Genomic DNA, 17,128 nt, shown 5'->3' with positions numbered 1-17,128 from the left:
CCCCTATTCAATGCGTGGCCTCAGTAAGCGCCGTCAGAATCTTATAAGCAGCAGCCACCCGATCCTCGTTCGGGAAGTTCTTGTTGGCCAGCATCACAATGCCCAACTGCTTCTCGGGCACGAAAGCCACATACGCGCCGAACCCATTGGTCGAACCGGTCTTGTTGATCCACACGTTTGAACGAGGCGCGAGCGGCGGCTTGATTTCGACCGCGTGCGTCGCCTTTAAAACCATCGCCGATGAATTGCCCGCCAGCAATGTCTTCAGCGCGACCGGATACGCGTATTGCTCCCAGATCAGATCCTGGGTCAACACACCTGCCTTGAAGTAGCCGGTGTGCGTGTCCGTGATTGCGCGCTGCAACTTGGCGTCGAGCTGAAGCAGATTCATGTTGGCCTGCATGAAGCGTGTCATGTCGGCAGCGGTGGATTTGACGCCGTAGGCTTCGGCGGACAGCACGCCGGGCGCCATGCGGATTGGCGCGCCGTCTTTCTTGTAGCCTTGCGCGTAGTCGAGCATCCGTGCTGTCGGGACATCGATATAGCTATTCTTCAATCCCAGTGCAGGAAACATGCGCTGTTCGATCAACGCCGTGAAATCCTGCCCCATGCTCTTTGCGGTGATCAATCCAAGCGTGCCGATCCCGGGATTTGCATAAGTCCGGCACGTGCCCGGCGCGCAACTGGGCTGCCATGCCTTGAAATACTGCATGAGTTCGTCGTTGTTATGGATGTCGTCCGGCACCTGCAGGGGCAGCCCGCCAGGTGTATGCGTGCCCAGATTGACCAGTTTCACGTTGCCAAACGGGCTGCCCTGAAGCACGGGCAAATACTTGCTCGTCGTATCCGACAGGGAAAGATCGCCGCTGACCTGCGCATACGAAGCCAGCGTCGCCGTGAAGGTCTTGCTGATCGAACCGAGTTCGAACAGCGTGTCGCGCGTTACGGGCTTGCCGGTTTCCGTCGACGCCACGCCGTAGTTGTACACATAAGGCTTGCCCGCGACGACAATGCCGACCGCCATGCCGTGAATACCGTCTTTCGCCATGAGCGGCTGGATCGCCGCGTCGACTGTCCGTTTAATGCTGTCTTGCGTGGTATCGGCTGCGTGGCTCATGGGAGCGATCAACGCAGAGGCCAAGGTTGCCGTGAGGCTGAGGGCTTTGAACTTCATCTCTCGCGTTTCCTGGGTTGTCTGTCGGCGGAGGCGCTCCAAAGGATTCTTTGAAACGCCTTGAGGCCGCACTATCCGGCTTTTGCCAGACACTGACAATCGAGGATAAGTTGCGCGCGGGTAAAGAAAATCTTATGCGCGGACAACGGCGTCACGTCAAACCGTCGCGGTCTCCCGCTTTCTCGACGCCACGCCATTCGCCACGAAGTAGGGCGTATCCACCCGCGCCAGTGATTCGCGTCCACGAATCCGGTCGGCGATCTTCTCGGCCAGCATGATGGTCGGCGCGTTCAGGTTGCCGGTCGTGATGCGCGGCATGATCGACGCGTCCACCACGCGCAGCGCTTCCATGCCATGCACGCGGCCCTCGTTATCGACCACGGCCATATCGTCGTAGCCCATCTTGCATGAACACGACGGATGAAACGCCGTCTCCGCGCGCATGCGCACGAACGTGTCGAGTTGCTCGTCGGTGGTCAGTTCGGCGCCGGGATTCAGTTCGCGGCCGCGATAACGGTCGAGCGCCGGTTGCCGCATGATCTCGCGCGTGATTCGGATGCCGTCGCGGAACTCGCGCCAGTCGAGCGGATCGGCCATGTAGTTGAACAGGATGCTCGGATGCGCGTTCGGATCGCGCGACGTAAGCTTCACGCGCCCGCGGCTCGGCGAGCGCATCGAACCGACGTGCGCCTGGAAGCCGTGCATCTTGATGGCGTTCGAACCGTTGTAATTGATCGCGACCGGCAGGAAGTGATACTGAATGTTCGGCCACAGATCGTCATCGCGCGTGCGGATAAAGCCACCTGCCTCGAACTGATTGCTCGCGCCGATTCCCGTGCCCTTGACCAGCCATTCGAGTCCGATAGCCGGCTGATTCCACCACTGCAACGCCGGATAAAGCGAAACCGGCTCCTTGCACTCGTACTGGATATACATCTCCAGATGGTCCTGCAGGTTCTCGCCGACACCGGGCAGATCCTGAACGAGCGGCACGTCGAGTTCGCGCAGCCACGTGGAGCGTCCCACGCCCGAGCGCTGCAGCAACTGCGGCGACGCGATCGCGCCGCTGCACACGAGCACCTCGCGGCGCGCCTGCGCATTCACCGCATTGCCATGATGGAGATACGCGACGCCGACCGCGCGCTTGCCGGAGAACAGCACGCGATCCGTCACCGCATGCGTGACGATGGTGAGATTCGGCCGCGACTTCGCGCGATCCAGATAACCGCGCGCCGTGCTGGCGCGCCGGCCGTTCGCCGTGACCGTGCGATCCATCGGGCCGAAGCCTTCCTGTTGGTAGCCGTTCAGGTCGTCGGTGCGTGGAAAGCCGGCCTGCACACCGGCTTCGACCATCGCGGCGAAGAGCGGATTATTGCCGGGCTTGCTGGTGGTCACGTGCACCGGGCCGTCGCCGCCGTGATAGGCGTTCGCGCCCGCATCGCGCGTTTCCGCCTTGCGGAAATACGGCAGACAATCCAGATAGGTCCAGTTTTCCAGACCGGCGTGTGCGGCCCAGCCGTCGTAATCGAGCGCATTGCCGCGGATATAGCACATGCCGTTGATCAGCGACGATCCGCCGAGCCCCTTGCCGCGCCCGCATTCCATGCGCCGGTTGTTCATGTGCGGCTCGGGGTCCGTTTCGTACGCCCAGTTGTAGCGCCTGCCTTGCAGCGGAAAGGCGAGCGCGGCGGGCATCTGCGTGCGGAAGTCGAAGCGGTAGTCGGGGCCGCCTGCTTCGAGCAGGAGCACGGTCACGTCCGCGTCTTCGGTCAGACGCGAGGCGAGCACGTTGCCCGCCGAACCCGCGCCCACGATGATGTAGTCGTATTCGTTCGCAGCCATTGCGCGTCTCCTCAGAACACCGGTTGATACGGGCCGAGTTCGACCTGCACGGACTTGATGCGCGTGTAGTGCTCGAGCGTGGTGATGCCGTTTTCGCGGCCCACGCCCGATTGCTTGTAGCCGCCCACCGGCATTTCCGCGGGCGATTCGCCCCACGTGTTGATCCAGCAGATGCCTGCTTCCAGCCGATGAATCACGCGATGCGCGCGCGCCAGGTTCTCGGTCACGACGCCTGCGGCAAGACCATAAGCGGTGTGGTTCGCGCGCGCGATGGCTTCGTCTTCGTCGTCGAAAACGAGGATGCTCATCACCGGCCCGAAGATTTCTTCGCGCACGATGCGCATGTCGTCATGGCAGTCGGCAAAAACCGTCGGCTCGACATACTGGCCGTTGCCGAAGTGGCCTTCGGTGAGACGCTTGCCGCCTGCCACGAGCCGCGCGCCTTCCTGCTTGCCGCTTTCGATATAGCCCAGCACCTTGTGCAATTGCGCGGCGCTGACCAGCGGCCCGAAGTTCGTGTCGGCGTCGGTGGGCGCGCCTACGCGAATGCGCTTGACGCGTTCCTGCACCAGAGTCTCGAAGCGTTCCAGCACGCCGCGTTGCACGAATACGCGTGTGCCGTTGGTGCAGACCTGGCCGGAGCTGAAGAAGTTGGCGCTCATGGCGATGTCGGCGGCGCGTTCGAGATTGGCGTCGTCGAACACGAGCAGGGGCGACTTGCCGCCGAGTTCCATCGTCACTTCTTTCAGCGACGACGCGCCCGCCATCGACATCACTTTCTTGCCCGTTTCCACGCCGCCGGTGAACGAAATTTTCTCGATGTCGGGATGCGCGGCGAGCATCGCGCCGACGCGTCCGTCGCCTTGCACGACGTTGAACACGCCTGCGGGCACGCCGGCTTCGGTATAGATCTCGGCGAGCTTCAGCGCCGATAGCGGCGTGACCTCGCTCGGCTTGAAGATCATCGCGTTGCCGGCCGCGAGTGCTGGCGCCGACTTCCAGCACGCGATCTGGATCGGGTAGTTCCATGCGCCGATGCCCGCGCAAACGCCCAGCGGTTCGCGCCGCGTATAGACGAACGACGTGGGCCGCAACGGAATCTGCTGTCCCTCGATCGCAGTGGCGAGGCCCGCGTAGTACTCGATCACGTCCGCGCCGGTGACGATATCCACCGCGAGGGTTTCCGCGATCGGCTTGCCGGTGTCGCGCGTTTCGAGCGCGGCGAGTTCGTCGTTGCGCTCGCGCAGAAGCTCGACGGCGCGGCGCAGAATGCGTGAACGCTGCATGGCCGTGAGCGCGGCCCATTCGCGTTGGCCTTGCTGCGCGGATCGTACGGCGCGATCGACGTCGGCCGCCGAAGCCTGCTGCACGCTCGCGAGCGTTTCGCCGGTGGCGGGGTCGAGCGTGTCGAAGGTTTCGCCGCTGGTGGCGTCGACGTACACGCCGCCGATATAGAGACGTTGCGTTGCGAATACCGCCATGACTAACTCCTTTCTGAATGTGTCGCCGGTCTGATCCTGTGCTTACTCGTGCGATGCGAGGACCAGATCGATATAGTCGTTGGCCACGCGCAGCGCGGCTCTGGTGTCGAACGGCTCGCCCGAGAGCGCGCCGCGCAGCCACAGGCCGTCGATCAGCGCCGCGAGGCCGCTCGCCGCACGGCGCGCCGCGGCACGCGGCATGGCTTTGGAAAAATCCGCGCACAGATTCGAGTTCAGGCGGCGCGTGTTCACGTACTGCAGCCGCCGCAATGCCGGCTTGTGCATGCTCTCGGACCAGAACGCGAGCCAGGTTTTCATGACCGGGCCGCTGGTCTGTTCGGCGTCGAAATTCGCGGCGACCACCGCGCGTAATTTCGAGCGCGGGTCCGCTTTCGCCGCGCGGCGCCTGCGTGACGTGGCCTGCCATAAGTCGCGCAGCACGTGACGCATGGTGGCTTCGAGCAAGCCGTCCTTGTCGCCGAAATAGTGGCTGACGATGCCGGTGGAAATGCTCGCGCGCTGCGCGACCGAAGCCAGCGTGGCCCCCGCGAGACCGGTCTGGTCGATCGTGTGGAGCGTGGCGTCGATCAACTGCGCGCGGCGGATTTCGCGCATTCCAAGTTTGGGCATGGTGCGGGCGCTGTTGCTGGCGTTGGGTGCTGGCGTTGACTGCGGGCGGACTGCGTTAAACGAAAGCAATCCGTCCACGTGGATTCGAACGACCATGTTAGGTTTTTTATATTGAACGGTCAATCAATAAAAAACCATCTGCGGCAGGATGGGCAAGGGCTCCGCTCACCGTGTCGGTTCCGGCCAAACCCATGTCGCGTTCGGTACATGCGCCTGGTTCACCGGGCGCTACGCTCGTTGAACGGCGTGCTTTTTGACGAACCGGGCGAACCGGGCGCGCCGCTCACAAGACATGGAGACAGACAATGAGCAGCAATCGCGGCGTCGTGTATCTGGGGCAGGGCAAGGTGGAAGTGCAGTCGATCGACTTTCCGAAGATGGTCGATCCGCGTGGCCGGTCGATCGGTCACGGTGTGATCTTGAAGGTGGTGAGCACGAATATTTGCGGCTCCGATCAGCACATGGTGCGCGGCCGCACGACGGCCGAAGTCGGCCTCGTGCTCGGCCACGAGATTACCGGCGAGGTGATCGAAGTGGGCCGCGACGTCGAAACGCTCAAGATCGGCGATCTCGTTTCGGTGCCGTTCAACGTGGCCTGCGGCCGCTGTCCGACCTGCAAGGCCCAGCATACCGGCGTGTGCCTGAACGTGAACCCGTCGCGGGCCGGCGGCGCTTATGGTTACGTGGACATGGGCGGCTGGATCGGCGGCCAGGCCGAATACGTCCTGGTGCCGTACGCCGACTTCAATCTGCTGAAATTCCCCGATCGCGCGCAGGCCATGGCGAAAATCCGCGACCTCACGTGTCTCTCCGACATTCTGCCGACCGGCTACCACGGCGCGGTGATGGCAGGCGTGAAGCCCGGCGCCACCGTGTATATCGCGGGGGCGGGTCCGGTGGGCATGGCGGCGGCTGCTTCGGCGCGCTTGCTGGGCGCGGCCTGCACGATCGTCGGCGATATGAACGAGGAGCGTCTCGCGCACGCGCGCAAGATGGGCTTCCAGACCATCGATCTGTCGAAGGACGCCACGCTGGGCGAGCAGATCGAGCAGATTCTCGGCAAGCCTGAAGTGGACTGCGCGGTCGACTGCGTCGGCTTCGAAGCGCACGGCCACGGCAGCAGCGGATCGCACGAGGAAGCGCCGGCCACCGTGCTCAACTCGCTGATGGAGATCACCCGGGCCGCCGGCGCGATCGGCATTCCAGGCCTGTACGTCACGGACGATCCGGGCGCCGCCGACGCCGCCGCGCGCAAAGGCAGCCTGAGTATCCGTTTCGGTCTGGGCTGGGCCAAGTCGCACTCGTTCCATACCGGGCAGACGCCGGTCATGAAGTACAACCACAATCTCATGCAGGCGATCTTGTGGGACCGTTTGCCGATCGCGGATATCGTCAACGTGACCGTGGTCTCGCTCGACCAGGCGCCTGACGGTTATCGTCAGTTCGATGGCGGCGCGCCGAAGAAGTTTGTGATCGATCCGCATGGCTTGCTGAAGGCGGCTTGATCGTGGCTTGAGCGCGGCATGAAGTGGCGGCGGGACTGCATGCGCGGTCTCGCGCGGCGCTGCGCCGCCGTCGTCGTCGGGCGGAAAGGTGAATAGCCGAAACTGCTGGCCTGCAAAAAACGCGTTGAACGGAAAACCGCTCAACGCGTTTGTATTTGCGGCGGCTGTGCACTCAAGCCGTCAATCTATCAATCGCCTCAAGCCGCCAGTACCGGCACTGCCGCGAGCGATGGCGCCTGCTTGCGCCGCTCGCGCGTCGGCGCCGTGCCGAACGCGTCGCGATAGCTCTTCGAGAAGTGGCACGCCGACTGGAAGCCGCATGCCATCGTGATATGCATGATCGACATATCCGTTTGCAGCAACAACTCGCGCGCGCGCCGCAGACGCAGCGTCAGGTAGTAATGCGTTGGCGTCATGCCCAGATGTTCGCGGAACAGGCGCTGCAACTGGCGTTGCGACATGCCGGCGAGGCGCGCGAGTTCTTCGCGCGAGAGCGGCTCCTCGATGTTGTTCTCCATCAGCGAGATCACTTCGAAGAGCGACTTGTTGGCCGAGCCGAGTCGCGCCACCAGCGGCATTTTCTGTTGCGCGCTGGTGTCGCGCACATGTTCGACGATGAACTGCTCGGCGATCTGCGTGACGCGTGCCGTGCCGACGCGTGGCGCGATGAGGTTCAGCATCATGTCGAGCGGAGCCACGCCGCCGGTACACGTGACGCGATCGCGATCGATCACGAACAGTTCTTTCAGAAAGCGCGTGTCGGGAAACTCTTCCTTGAGCGCCGACATGTTCTCCCAGTGAATCGCGCAAGCATAGCCCGCCAGCAAACCGGCTCGCGCCAGCGCGTAAGTGCCGGTGCACAGACTGCCGAGCACGCAGCCCAGCCGCGCGAAGCGGCGCAACGCGGAAAGATGGGCGGGAGTGGTGGCGCGCTGCACGTCGATGCCGCCGACCACGAACACGATGTCCGGCTGCCCCACGCATTCGACCGGTCCTGTATCGACCGACAAACCGTTGCTGGCCGTGACCGGGCCGCCGTCGGGACTCACGATCGACCAGCGGTAAAGCGTTTGGCCCGTGAGGTAGTTCGCCATGCGCAGGACTTCGATCGCGTTGGTGAACGCAATCATGGTGAAGTTGGGAACCGGCATGAAAGCGAAATGCGACAGCGACGCCGTGCGATCGGTGGACATGAGAGGAATGATTCCTTCGAATCTGTAATGTCACGTCGCCGTGGGGAGCAGCGACTTCTTTAATTTTGATGACTATGGCAACTACCGTGCCATCAGGCTAAACCCTCGGTTAGCCCGTATACGACTCGGATAACTAAACAGGTGGCACCAGAACAGAGCCGTACGGGTCCGCTTGCGCACCTGAAGCGCGCACGGCGTTCGCGTGCAGTGCAGCATGAACGCGGGTTCGGCACGCTCGTTCGGTCATGGGAGGGAGCGCGGCAGCGCCGACTTGTGAAAAAAGGACGCGTATGGCGGAAAAGGCAAAGAACGCGTCTGAATTCATAAATTGGCGGGCGAGGCGAGCGTCAAGAATAGACCCAATGCACACCGGTAGTAGCAGGGGCGAAGCAAAGCCCAGACGCGGCTTCCGGCCTTCCGTTAACGACTCCACGGACCTTCCATGTCGAACCCGAATCCTTTCTTCGAAGCAACGCTCGCCACGCGCGATACGGCGGTGCGCGGCGCTATTCTGAAAGAGCTCGAGCGCCAGCAGTCGCAAGTCGAACTGATCGCGTCGGAAAACATCGTGTCGCGCGCGGTGCTCGAAGCGCAGGGCTCGGTGCTGACCAACAAGTATGCGGAAGGCTATCCGGGAAAGCGTTACTACGGCGGTTGCGAATACGCCGACGTGGTTGAAACGCTGGCGCTCGACCGCATCAAGCAACTGTTCAACGCGAAATTCGCCAACGTGCAGCCGCATTCCGGCGCCCAGGCGAACGGCGCGGTGATGCTCGCGCTGGTGAAACCGGGCGACACGGTGCTCGGCATGTCGCTCGACGCCGGTGGCCACCTCACGCACGGCGCCAAGCCGGCCATGTCGGGCAAGTGGTTCAACGCGGTGCAATACGGCGTGAATCGCGACACGATGCTGATCGATTACGAGCAGATCGAAGAACTCGCGCAGCAGCACAAACCCGCGTTGCTGATCGCCGGCTTTTCGGCTTATCCGCGTGCGCTGGATTTTGCACGACTGCGCGCGATCGCCGATAGCGTCGGCGCAAAGTTGATGGTGGATATGGCGCACATTGCCGGGATCATCGCGGCTGGGCGTCACCAGAATCCGGTCGAGCATGCGCACGTGGTGACGTCGACCACGCACAAGACACTGCGCGGTCCGCGCGGCGGCTTTGTGCTGACGAATGACGAAGACATCGCGAAGAAGATCAACTCGGCCGTGTTCCCTGGCTTGCAGGGCGGCCCGCTCATGCATGTGATCGCCGGCAAGGCGGTCGCGTTCGGCGAAGCGCTGGAACCGGGCTTCAAGACCTACATCGACAGCGTGCTCGCGAATGCGCAGGCGCTCGGCGAAGTGCTCAAGGCAGGCGGCGTCGATCTGGTCACGGGCGGCACGGACAACCATCTGCTGCTGGTCGATCTGCGACCCAAGGGCCTCAAGGGCAACCAGGTCGAGCAGGCACTGGAACGCGCGGGCATCACCTGCAACAAGAACGGCATTCCCTTCGATACCGAGAAGCCGACGATCACTTCAGGCATTCGCCTGGGTACACCCGCGGGCACCACGCGCGGCTTTGGCGTCAGCGAGTTCCGCGAAATCGGGCGGCTGATCGTCGAGGTGCTCGACGCGCTGCGCGACCAACCCGAAGGCCATGCCGCCACCGAACAACGCGTGCGCCGCGAGATTTTCGCGCTGTGCGAACGCTTCCCCATCTACTGAGTACGCTTGGAGCACACGATGAGCACATTGCACGACAACAGCATCATCATCGACGGTCTGAACATTTCGAAGTTCGAGCGCTCGGTGTTCGAGGATATGCGCAAGGGCGGCGTGACCGCGGTGAACTGCACGGTCTCGGTCTGGGAAAGCTTCCAGAAGACCGTCGACAACATCGCCGAGATGAAGCAGCAGATTCGCGAGTACGGCGAGATTCTCACGCTGGTGCGCACCACGGACGACATTTTCCGCGCGAAGAAAGAGAACAAGACAGGCATCATTTTCGGCTTCCAGAACGCGCATGCTTTCGAGGACAACCTCGGCTATATCGAAGCGTTCAAGGACCTCGGCGTGAACGTGGTGCAGCTTTGCTACAACACGCAGAACCTGGTGGGCACCGGTTGCTATGAGCGCGACGGCGGCCTGTCGGGCTATGGCCGCGAGGTGATCCAGGAGATGAACCGCGTCGGCATCATGGTCGATCTCTCGCATGTGGGTGGCAAGACTTCTTCTGAGGCGATCGCCGCGTCGAACAAGCCGGTGTGCTACTCGCATTGCTGCCCGTCGGGCCTGAAAGAGCATCCGCGCAACAAGAGCGACGAGCAACTGAAGGAGATCGCGGACGCGGGCGGTTTCGTCGGCGTGACGATGTTCGCGCCGTTCCTCAAGCGCGGCCCGGATGCGACCGTCGAAGACTATATCGAAGCGATCGAGTACGTGGTGAATCTGATCGGTGAGGATCAGGTCGGCATCGGCACCGACTTCACGCAAGGCTACAGCACGGAGTTCTTCGACTGGATCACGCACGACAAAGGCCGTTATCGCCAGTTGACCAACTTCGGCAAGGTGGTGAATCCGGAAGGCATCCGCACGATCGGCGAGTTTCCCAACCTGACGGCCGCGATGGAGCGCGCCGGCTGGAGCGAGACGCGCATCAAGAAGATCATGGGTGAAAACTGGGTGCGGGTGTTTGGCGAAGTCTGGAAGGTGTGACCTTCCAGCGCTGCTGAAACCTCACTCGCACACATAAAAAACGGAGCCTCCACATGCAACCCCAACTGCCTATCGACGTCGATGCGAACACCGGCGTCTGGACCACCGACGCGCTGCCCATGCTGTACGTGCCGCGTCACTTCTTCACCAATAACCACACCGCCGTGGAAGAAGCGCTCGGCCTCGACACGTATGCCGAGATTCTCTACAAGGCCGGCTACAAGTCCGCGTATTTCTGGTGCGATAAGGAAGCGAAACAGCACGGCCTCGCCGGCATGGCGGTGTTCGAGCATTACCTGAAGCGTCTGTCGCAACGCGGCTGGGGCATCTTCACGATCACCGAAGCCGATCCGTCGAGTTCGCACGCGCGCATCGAGTTGCATCACTCGTCGTTCGTGCTGGCGCAGCCGGACAAGGTCGGCAAGCTTTGCTACATGTTCGCCGGCTGGTTCGCGGGCGCGATGGACTGGGTCAACGACACCGCGCCGGACGCGGCGCGCAAGGGCCCGCCGTCGCATTCGAGAGAAGCGCAATGCGCGGCTGAGCACCACGACCACTGCGTGTTCGAAGTGTCGCCGCTGGCTTCCTGAGCGCGCACGGCACCGCAAAAAAGCACTCCATTCCGAGGTCGATCGCAATGCGTTACCCGAACCTTTTCAAGCCTCTCACGCTGAACAAGCTGACCTTGCGCAACCGCATCGTCAGCACCGCGCATGCGGAGGTCTATGCGGAGCCGGGCGGCCTGCCCGGCGACCGCTATATCCGTTACTACGAAGAGAAGGCCAAGGGTGGCGTCGGCCTCGCGGTGTGCGGCGGCTCGAGCCCGGTGTCGATCGACAGCCCGCAAGGCTGGTGGAAGTCGGTGAATCTGTCGACCGACAAGATCATCGATCCGCTCGCGCGGCTTGCCGAAGCCATGCATACGCACGGCGCGAAAATCATGATTCAGGCCACGCACATGGGACGCCGTTCCGCGTTTCATGGCGAGCATTGGCCGCATCTGATGTCGCCGTCCGGCGTGCGTGAGCCGGTGCATCGCGGCAACGCGAAGATCATCGAAGTCGAGGAAATTCGCCGCATCATCAGCGATTTCGCGGCCGCCGCGAAACGTGTGAAAGATGCGGGCATGGACGGCGTGGAAATATCGGCAGCGCACCAGCATCTGATCGACCAGTTCTGGAGCCCACGCACCAATTTTCGCACCGACGAATGGGGGGGCTCGCTCGAAAACCGTCTGCGCTTCGGTACGGAAGTATTGAAGGCCGTGCGTGAAGCAGTTGGCGCTGACTTCTGCGTCGGCCTGCGCATGTGCGGCGACGAGTTCCATGAAGACGGGCTCGATCACGAACAACTGAAGGAAATCGCCCAGGCGATGAGCGAAACCGGCCTGATCGATTACCTCGGCGTGATCGGCTCGGGTGCGGACACGCATAACACGCTCGCCAACTGCATGCCGCCGATGGCGCTGCCGCCCGAACCGTTCGTGCATCTCGCGGCCGGCATCAAGTCGGTGGTGAAGCTGCCGGTCATGCACGCGCAAAGTATTCGCGACGCGGGTCAGGCGGAGCGCCTGCTCGCCAGCGGCATGGTCGATCTGGTCGGCATGACGCGCGCGCAGATCGCCGATCCGCATATGGTCATCAAGATTCGCGATGGCCGCGAGGACGAAATCAAGCAGTGCGTCGGCGCGAATTATTGCATCGACCGCCAGTACAACGGGCTCGACGTGCTGTGCGTGCAGAACGCCGCGACCTCGCGCGAAGAAACGATGCCGCACGTGATCGCCAAAACGCGCGGACCGAAGCGCAAGGTGGTGGTGGTCGGCGCGGGCCCGGCGGGACTCGAAGCGGCGCGCGTGGCGAAGTCGCGCGGCCATGACGTCGTGCTGTTCGAGAAGAACGACTACGTCGGCGGCCAGATCATGCTGGCCGCGAAAGCGCCGCAGCGCGAACAGATGGCGGGTATCGTGCGCTGGTTCGACATGGAGACGAAGCGCCTCGGCGTGGACCGGCGTCTCGGCGTCGCCGCCGACGAGAAAACCATCATGGCCGAGAAGGCGGACATCGTCGTGCTCGCCACCGGCGGTTCGTCGTTCACGTCGCAAGTGGCGGAGTGGGGCGTCGACGAAGGCCTCGCCGTGAGTTCGTGGGATGTGCTCTCGGGCAAGGTCGAGCCGGGCAAGAACGTGCTGGTGTACGACGGCGTCAGCACGCATGCCGGCGCGGGCGTGGCCGACTTCATGTCGAGTCGCGGTTCGAACGTCGAGATCGTGACGCCGGACGTGAAGGTTGCCGACGATGTGGGCGGCACCACCTTCCCGATCTTCTACCGCCGGCTCTACGCGCAAGGCGTGATCCATACGCCGAACTACTGGCTCGACAAGGTCTACGAGGAAGACGGCAAGAAGATCGCCGTGATCCGCAACGAGTACACCGAAGAACAGGAAGAGCGCGCGGTCGATCAGGTGGTGATCGAGAACGGCAGCACGCCGAACGACGAGTTGTACTGGAAGCTCAAGCCGGAGTCGGTGAATCGCGGCCAGGTGGACGTGCATAAGCTGTTCGCCTCCGAGCCGCAGCCGTCCTTGAGCGAAGAACTCGGCAATGGCCGCTTCCTGCTGTTCCGTGTCGGCGACTGCATTTCCATGCACAACATTCACGGCGCGATTTACGACGCGCTGCGCCTTTGCAAGGATTTCTGACGATGAGCCCCGTGTTTGTCATCACCGTCCTGCTGTGGTTGTCGGTGGCGGGTCTGGCGTTCGCGCTCGTCAAACGCGCCGCGTATTGGCGCGAAGGCCGCGCGACGGCGGCGGGCGCGTACGGCTGGACCAATCTGCTGTCGATTCCCAAGCGCTACTTCGTGGATCTGCATCATGTGGTGGCGCGCGACCCGTACATCGCCAAAACGCACGTGGCGACTGCGGGCGGCGCGATTCTCGCGATGGCGCTGGTGTTCGTCAACTACGGCCTGGCAATCTACTCGCCGTGGCTCGACAAGCTGATCTTTCTTGCCGCGCTGGTGATGCTGGTCGGCGCGGTGTTCGTCTGGCGTCGGCGTCATGGAGCGAAAGCGGTGCCGGCGCGGCTCTCACGCGGACCTTGGGATCATTTGCCGCTGTTGCTCGGCTCGTTCGCACTCGGTCTCGTGCTGTTCATCGCGCTGCCTGCCGGTGCGATGTCCGGCGCGCTTGCGATCATCGTCGCGCTGCTGATCGCCGCTGGCGCGTTTGCGATGACGTTCGGCGCGGCGCGCGGCGGGCCGATGAAACACGCGCTCGCTGGTCTGCTGCACCTTGCGTTTCATCCGCGTCAGGAGCGTTTTGCCGAGCGCAATTACAACGACGTGGTGCCGCCTACGGCATTGAAAGCGCCGCTGCTCGACGCGAAAGAGTACGGCGTCGGCAAGCCGGTCGAGTTTCGCTGGAACCAGTTGCTCAGTTTCGATGCGTGCGTGCAGTGCGGCAAGTGCGAAGCGGCCTGTCCGGCGTTCGCCGCCGGTCAGCCGCTCAATCCGAAGAAGCTGATTCAGGATCTGGTCACGGGCATGGTGGGCGGCACGGACGCGGAATACGCGGGCAGTCCCACGCCTGGCATTCCGGTCGGCAAGCATGCCGGCGCGCCCGATAAGCCGCTCATCTCGACCATGATCGAAGCGGACACGCTGTGGTCCTGCACGACCTGCCGCGCGTGCGTGCAGGAATGCCCGATGCTGATCGAACACGTCGACGCAATCGTCGATATGCGCCGCAATCAGACGCTGGTGGAAGGCAGCGTGCCGGGCAAAGGCCCGATCACGCTCGCGAATCTGCGGGAGACGGGCAGCGCGAACGGCTACGACATCGGCGCGCGTTACGACTGGGCCGTCGATCTACAGGTGCAGGTCGCGCAGCCGGGCCGTCCGGTAGACGTGCTGCTGATCGCCGGCGAAGGCGCGTTCGACATGCGCTATCAGCGTACGCTGCGCGCTTTGATCAAGGTGCTGAATCGCGCGGGCATCGACTATGCGGTGTTAGGCGGCGTGGAAACCGATACCGGCGACACGGCCCGGCGTCTCGGTGATGAAGCCACCTTCCAGCAACTCGCGCTGAAGCTGATCGGCACGCTCTCGCAGTACTCGTTCCGCAAGATCGTCACCGCCGATCCGCACGTGCTGCACAGCCTGCGCAACGAATATCGCGCGCTGGGCGGTTTCTACGAAGTGCAGCATCACACGGCACTGATCGAGCAACTGGTCGCGAGCGGCAAGCTGACGCCGCGCGCGGTGGCCGCCTTCGCGGATCGCAAGATCACGTATCACGATCCGTGCTATCTGGGCCGCTATAACGGTGAGACCGAAGCGCCGCGCAAGCTGTTGAAGACCATCGGCATCAAGGTCGTGGAGATGGAGCGCAATGGCATGCGCGGACGCTGCTGCGGCGGTGGCGGCGGTGCACCCTTAACCGATATTCCGGGCAAGCGGCGTATTCCGGATATCCGTATCGACGACGCGAAAACCGTCGGCGCGGAGATCGTCGCGGTGGGCTGTCCGAATTGCACGGCGATGCTCGAAGGCGTGGTGGGGCCGCGTCCGGAAGTGCTGGACGTCGCCGAACTGGTTGCAGCGGCGCTGGAGTAACGCGATGAACACGCTCAAACGAATCGATCCGCGCCGTCCGTTCACGATCACGGCAGACGGACTCAAACGCATCACGCTCGGCGTAGTGGGTGCGGCCGGTTCAATGGAAACGGCCACGCACGGCGCCGGCGCCTTGCACCGCGAACAGGCCAAACCGCGCCGCACCACGGCGGCGCCTCAGCGCGTGATACTCGTGGCCGCGCATGCGGACCGTGGCGCATTGGACGACCACGCGCGCCAGACATTGGCCGGCGCGGCGCTGATTGCCGACGCCGCGACCGAAGTCGTGCTGCTGGTATTCGGCGAGTTCAGCGGCGATGCTGCCGCGCTCGGCGCCGACAAACTGATCGAGTTGCCGATGTTCGACCGCCGCAATTTTGCGCCGCTGGACGAATTGAACGCGCTGGCTGCGTGTGTCGCGGCGTACGCGCCGGTGCACATTTTCCTGCCGGACAACGCAACCGGCGACGGCGATCTCGGCCGCCGCTATGCCGCAGCCGCGAATGCAAGCGTGGCGGCGCATGTCGTCGAGATCGATGCCGCGCATGTGGCGAGCTATGTTCAAGCGAATACAGCGTTCGCCTCGCGCGCTTTGCCCGAGGTGGTGCTGCTCGCGCCCAACGCAGTGGATGCAAAGCTGCCGTTTGTCGGTGCGGGCGAACGCGTCATGTGGCGTTTCGACGGCGAACCTGCATCGCAGCAGCAAGGCCACGGCACAGTGCGCGATCTGGGCATCGAGGAAATCGACGCCGCGCAACTGGCGCTCGAAGAAGCGGATTTCATCGTCTCGGCCGGCAACGGCGTGAGCGACGTGCCGGCGTTCGAGCGTCTCGCGGTCACGCTGGGCGCGGCAATCGGCGCGAGCCGCGTGGCCGTCGACGACGGCAAGTTCACACGCGACAAACAGATCGGCGCGACCGGCAAGACCGTCGAGGCAAGCGTCTATATCGCCTTCGGTATTTCCGGCGCGGTGCAGCATCTGCAAGGCATCAAGGATTGCCGGCATGTGATCGCGGTGAACCTCGACGCCAGCGCGCCGATCGCCAAACGCGCGAATCTCACGGTGATCGCGGACGCACAGGAAACCATCGCGGCGCTCAACGAAGCGGCGGCCGCGGCGCGCACGGCACGCGGAACCGGTGCGGCGCTGCTGAATTCAACGGCTGTGGCCGAAGGAGCGCTCGCATGAAGATCGCCGTCCTCGTTTCCGTGGGCCGTCATCCGGTGAGCGGCACCGCCCGCTACAGCCGCAACGACGCCGCCGCGCTGACTCTCGCGCTTTCGCTTGCCAGAACGCACAACGCAACGCTCGACGTGTTGCATGCGGGCGATCCGTCCAACCCTGCGTTGAAGGAATATCTGGCGCTTGGCGCACGCTCAGTCGAAGTGCTCGAAATAGCCGCAACGCCTGAATTGCAGACCGACGCAGCGGCGCCGCTCGTCGCGCGTCTGCGTGGCTACGACCTCGTTCTGACCGGCACGCGCGCTGAAGGCGCGTTCGACAGCGGCATGCTGCCGTATCGCGTCGCCAATGCGCTGGAAATGCCGCTGGTCGGCGCCGCCGTCGACATCACGCTGCGCGACGGCTGCGCGGAAGTCCGTCAATTCATGCCGAAGGGTTTGCGCCGCCGCGTGGAAGTGCGGCTGCCCGCGCTGATCGCCGTGCATCCGCTCGCCAACGCCGCACCGACCTACGCGTATGCACGCTTGCGCGAAGGCACGATCCGCCCGGTTGCGGCGCCTGCCGCCGCCAACCCCGACGATCTCGCCTGGACCGTGCACCCGGCAGCCGCCAAACCGGTGCGGCTCGCCGCGGCCGAAAAGCGCTCCGGCCACGCCCGCATGCTCTCGGCGACGACGACCGAAAGCCGTGGCGGCAGCGTCGTAATTGAAGGAAGTTCTGTCGAAAAAGCACAAGTGATCCTGGCGTATTTGCGCGAGCATCAACTGGTGGATTACTGATTTCCGGTTCGGGCCAG

At 63.4% G+C, this 17,128-nt stretch carries 13 protein-coding genes; 8 read left to right on the top strand and 5 right to left on the bottom strand.

What is annotated here, in order from left to right; all coding sequences use genetic code 11:
- Positions 1 to 7: 7 nt before the first annotated feature.
- From ampC to betI, 4 genes are all read right to left on the bottom strand, one after another.
- Complete coding sequence (gene ampC / locus B0G80_RS29490) at positions 8 to 1,174, bottom strand: class C beta-lactamase (protein ID WP_116121507.1); 1,167 nt, start codon at positions 1,172 to 1,174, stop codon at positions 8 to 10.
- Between the two features lie 156 nt (positions 1,175 to 1,330).
- Positions 1,331 to 3,016, bottom strand: coding sequence for a choline dehydrogenase (gene betA / locus B0G80_RS29485; protein ID WP_116121506.1), 1,686 nt, complete (start codon positions 3,014 to 3,016; stop codon positions 1,331 to 1,333).
- An 11-nt stretch (positions 3,017 to 3,027) separates the two neighbouring features.
- A complete protein-coding gene (gene betB / locus B0G80_RS29480) occupies positions 3,028 to 4,497 on the bottom strand; it encodes a betaine-aldehyde dehydrogenase (protein ID WP_116121505.1) in 1,470 nt (489 codons plus the stop codon).
- A gap of 42 nt (positions 4,498 to 4,539) precedes the next feature.
- Entirely contained in the window at positions 4,540 to 5,127 is a 588-nt protein-coding gene (gene betI, locus B0G80_RS29475) for a transcriptional regulator BetI (protein WP_106280839.1), read from the bottom strand.
- Between the two features lie 305 nt (positions 5,128 to 5,432).
- Between betI and fdhA the strand changes: the two genes are divergently transcribed.
- A complete protein-coding gene (gene fdhA, locus B0G80_RS29470; protein ID WP_116121504.1) occupies positions 5,433 to 6,632 on the top strand; it encodes a formaldehyde dehydrogenase, glutathione-independent in 1,200 nt (399 codons plus the stop codon).
- A 197-nt stretch (positions 6,633 to 6,829) separates the two neighbouring features.
- Here fdhA and B0G80_RS29465 read toward each other — a convergent pair whose 3' ends face one another.
- Positions 6,830 to 7,825, bottom strand: coding sequence for a GlxA family transcriptional regulator (locus B0G80_RS29465; protein ID WP_106280835.1), 996 nt, complete (start codon positions 7,823 to 7,825; stop codon positions 6,830 to 6,832).
- A gap of 442 nt (positions 7,826 to 8,267) precedes the next feature.
- Between B0G80_RS29465 and B0G80_RS29455 the strand changes: the two genes are divergently transcribed.
- From B0G80_RS29455 to B0G80_RS29425, 7 genes are read left to right on the top strand one after another with little or no spacing between them, the layout of a single operon-like run.
- A complete protein-coding gene (locus B0G80_RS29455) occupies positions 8,268 to 9,542 on the top strand; it encodes a serine hydroxymethyltransferase (protein WP_106280833.1) in 1,275 nt (424 codons plus the stop codon).
- A gap of 18 nt (positions 9,543 to 9,560) precedes the next feature.
- Positions 9,561 to 10,532 carry a dipeptidase gene (locus B0G80_RS29450; RefSeq protein WP_106280831.1) on the top strand — a complete coding sequence of 324 codons (972 nt, stop codon included), beginning with the start codon at positions 9,561 to 9,563 and terminating at the stop codon, positions 10,530 to 10,532.
- Between the two features lie 53 nt (positions 10,533 to 10,585).
- Positions 10,586 to 11,122, top strand: a complete 537-nt coding sequence (locus tag B0G80_RS29445) for a DUF5943 domain-containing protein (RefSeq protein WP_116121502.1) — start codon at positions 10,586 to 10,588, stop codon at positions 11,120 to 11,122.
- A gap of 47 nt (positions 11,123 to 11,169) precedes the next feature.
- Entirely contained in the window at positions 11,170 to 13,233 is a 2,064-nt protein-coding gene (locus B0G80_RS29440) for an NADH:flavin oxidoreductase (RefSeq protein WP_116121501.1), read from the top strand.
- Positions 13,234 to 13,235: 2 nt separating this feature from the next.
- Positions 13,236 to 15,149 (top strand): (Fe-S)-binding protein, encoded by a 1,914-nt coding sequence (locus B0G80_RS29435; RefSeq protein WP_116121500.1) that lies wholly within the window; start codon positions 13,236 to 13,238, stop codon positions 15,147 to 15,149.
- 4 nt (positions 15,150 to 15,153) lie between these two features.
- A complete protein-coding gene (locus B0G80_RS29430; RefSeq protein ID WP_116121499.1) occupies positions 15,154 to 16,338 on the top strand; it encodes an electron transfer flavoprotein subunit alpha/FixB family protein in 1,185 nt (394 codons plus the stop codon).
- On the top strand, positions 16,335 to 17,111 hold the full coding sequence (locus tag B0G80_RS29425; RefSeq protein ID WP_116121498.1) for an electron transfer flavoprotein subunit beta/FixA family protein: 777 nt from the start codon (positions 16,335 to 16,337) through the stop codon (positions 17,109 to 17,111). Before B0G80_RS29430 ends, B0G80_RS29425 begins: the two co-directional genes overlap by 4 nt.
- Positions 17,112 to 17,128: the final 17 nt, after the last annotated feature.

The sequence above is a fragment of the Paraburkholderia sp. BL6669N2 genome, assembly GCF_003387275.1.
Classification (GTDB): domain Bacteria; phylum Pseudomonadota; class Gammaproteobacteria; order Burkholderiales; family Burkholderiaceae; genus Paraburkholderia.
The sequence above is the reverse complement of the archived record's forward strand: the minus strand, read 5'-3'. Positions and strand labels throughout refer to the sequence as shown.

Coding starts and splice junctions, on each gene's coding strand:
- ampC (WP_116121507.1), bottom strand. CDS start 1,174: ATGAAGTTCAAAGCCCTCAGCCTCACGGCAACCTTGGCCTCTGCGTTG.
- betA (WP_116121506.1), bottom strand. CDS start 3,016: ATGGCTGCGAACGAATACGACTACATCATCGTGGGCGCGGGTTCGGCG.
- betB (WP_116121505.1), bottom strand. CDS start 4,497: ATGGCGGTATTCGCAACGCAACGTCTCTATATCGGCGGCGTGTACGTC.
- betI (WP_106280839.1), bottom strand. CDS start 5,127: ATGCCCAAACTTGGAATGCGCGAAATCCGCCGCGCGCAGTTGATCGAC.
- fdhA (WP_116121504.1), top strand. CDS start 5,433: ATGAGCAGCAATCGCGGCGTCGTGTATCTGGGGCAGGGCAAGGTGGAA.
- B0G80_RS29465 (WP_106280835.1), bottom strand. CDS start 7,825: ATGTCCACCGATCGCACGGCGTCGCTGTCGCATTTCGCTTTCATGCCG.
- B0G80_RS29455 (WP_106280833.1), top strand. CDS start 8,268: ATGTCGAACCCGAATCCTTTCTTCGAAGCAACGCTCGCCACGCGCGAT.
- B0G80_RS29450 (WP_106280831.1), top strand. CDS start 9,561: ATGAGCACATTGCACGACAACAGCATCATCATCGACGGTCTGAACATT.
- B0G80_RS29445 (WP_116121502.1), top strand. CDS start 10,586: ATGCAACCCCAACTGCCTATCGACGTCGATGCGAACACCGGCGTCTGG.
- B0G80_RS29440 (WP_116121501.1), top strand. CDS start 11,170: ATGCGTTACCCGAACCTTTTCAAGCCTCTCACGCTGAACAAGCTGACC.
- B0G80_RS29435 (WP_116121500.1), top strand. CDS start 13,236: ATGAGCCCCGTGTTTGTCATCACCGTCCTGCTGTGGTTGTCGGTGGCG.
- B0G80_RS29430 (WP_116121499.1), top strand. CDS start 15,154: ATGAACACGCTCAAACGAATCGATCCGCGCCGTCCGTTCACGATCACG.
- B0G80_RS29425 (WP_116121498.1), top strand. CDS start 16,335: ATGAAGATCGCCGTCCTCGTTTCCGTGGGCCGTCATCCGGTGAGCGGC.